The sequence below is a fragment of the Steroidobacter sp. genome (assembly GCF_016790065.1).
Taxonomy (GTDB): Bacteria; Pseudomonadota; Gammaproteobacteria; order Steroidobacterales; family Steroidobacteraceae; genus Steroidobacter.
Map to the genome: position 1 here is coordinate 1 of NZ_JAEUPY010000385.1, position 1,561 is coordinate 1,561.

Genomic DNA, 1,561 nt, shown 5'->3' on the forward strand with positions numbered 1-1,561 from the left:
ACAGCTCAAGCGCACGCCGTTCGATCTGTTCGGGTTCGCCATGCTCAGCATTGCCATCGGTTCGTTGCAGCTCATGCTGGATCGTGGTCAGTTGTTGGATTGGTTCAGTTCCACCGAGATCGTGGCTGAGTTGGTGGTCTCGGCGGTCGCGCTTTATTTGTTCATCGTCCACATCCTGACCACGCCGCATCCGTTCGTCAGCCCGGCGTTGTTCCGGGACCGCAATTTCAGCTTGGGCTGCCTGATCATTTTCATCGCCGGTATCGTCATGCTGGCGACATTGGCATTGATGCCGCCGCTGCTGGCCGGGGTGTTCGATTATCCAGTCGTGACCATCGGTTTGGTTACCGCTCCGCGCGGTGTGGGCATGCTGCTCGCGATGCTGATCGTCGGTCGCATGATCAGCAAGTTCGACGCTCGCTGGCTGATGGCATTCGGTTTCAGCGCCGTGGCACTGTCGCTATGGATGATGGCCGGCGCTTCGCCGCAGATGGATGAGCGACTGGTGATCTGGAGCGGCCTGATTCAGGGCTTCGGGCTGGGGTTCGTGTGGGTACCGTTGACCACTGTGGCCTTCGGCACGCTGGCCGTGCATTTCCGCAACGAAGGCACGGCGCTGTTCAACTTGCTACGTAACATTGGCAGCAGCGTCGGCATCGCGGTGGTCACGGCGTTGGTGACCAGGAATACGACGTACATGCATGCGAGGCTCGCTGAGCATGTCACGCCGTACGATTTTGCGACACGCAATCATCCTGCTTTCGATGCCACGACATTGGCTGGGTTGCGCGCCATCGATGGCGCTGTGACTCATCAGGCGACCCTGATCGCCTACAACAACGATTTCAAACTACTGTTCATTCTTACGCTGGCCGTCGTGCCGCTGGTGTTCTTGTTTCGTCGTGCGATGGGCACGGCGCCGGCCGCGGTGCATGCGGATTAGTTGGTGAAGAAGATGTCACTCTCTGTGCGCTATTTATCGATTGCATCGAGCGCGTTGTTGCTCGGCGCGTGCGCTGTCGGTCCCGATTTTCAGCGGCCGGATGCGCCTACAGCGACGCGTTACACGCGTGATACTCAGGCTCCTGCGGATCCGGCGCAGCAGTTCGTCTACGGCGAGACGCCGCCGGCGGATTGGTGGGCTTTATTCGAGTCGGAGCAGTTGAATCGGCTCATGCAGCAGGCCAAAGAAAGTAACTTTACGTTGGCGGCTGCGCGTTCTTCGTTGGCTCAAGCCCAAGAGTTGCTCGCGGCCAAGCGTGGCACTCGATTGCCCAAGGTTGGGTTGAATGGTGGCACGGGTCGGCAGCAGCTCGGCGCCAAGTTCCTGGGCCCGTTCCATCTGCCGACGTTTACGTATTACGCCATTGGTGCGGATGTGAGCTATACGCTCGATTACAACGGCGGCGTCGCGCGTTCTATCGAGCAGCGTGCCGCGTTGGCTGGCTACTATCAGCAGGAGCTGAATGCTGCGTGGCTGTCGCTGACCGGTAATGTGGCGCTTCAGTATTTCACCATCGTGTTTACCAAGGCGGAGATTCAGGCGGTCGAAGAGCTGTTG

At 59.2% G+C, this 1,561-nt stretch carries 2 protein-coding genes; both read left to right on the forward strand.

The genetic code is table 11. The features are described 5' to 3' along the window. A partial coding sequence (locus JNL55_RS15885) for an MFS transporter (RefSeq protein WP_293855377.1) occupies positions 1-943 on the forward strand: 943 nt, incomplete at its 5' end. Between the two features lie 12 nt (positions 944-955). Next, the coding region (locus tag JNL55_RS15890; protein WP_293855380.1) for a TolC family protein at positions 956-1,561 on the forward strand (606 nt) is incomplete at its 3' end.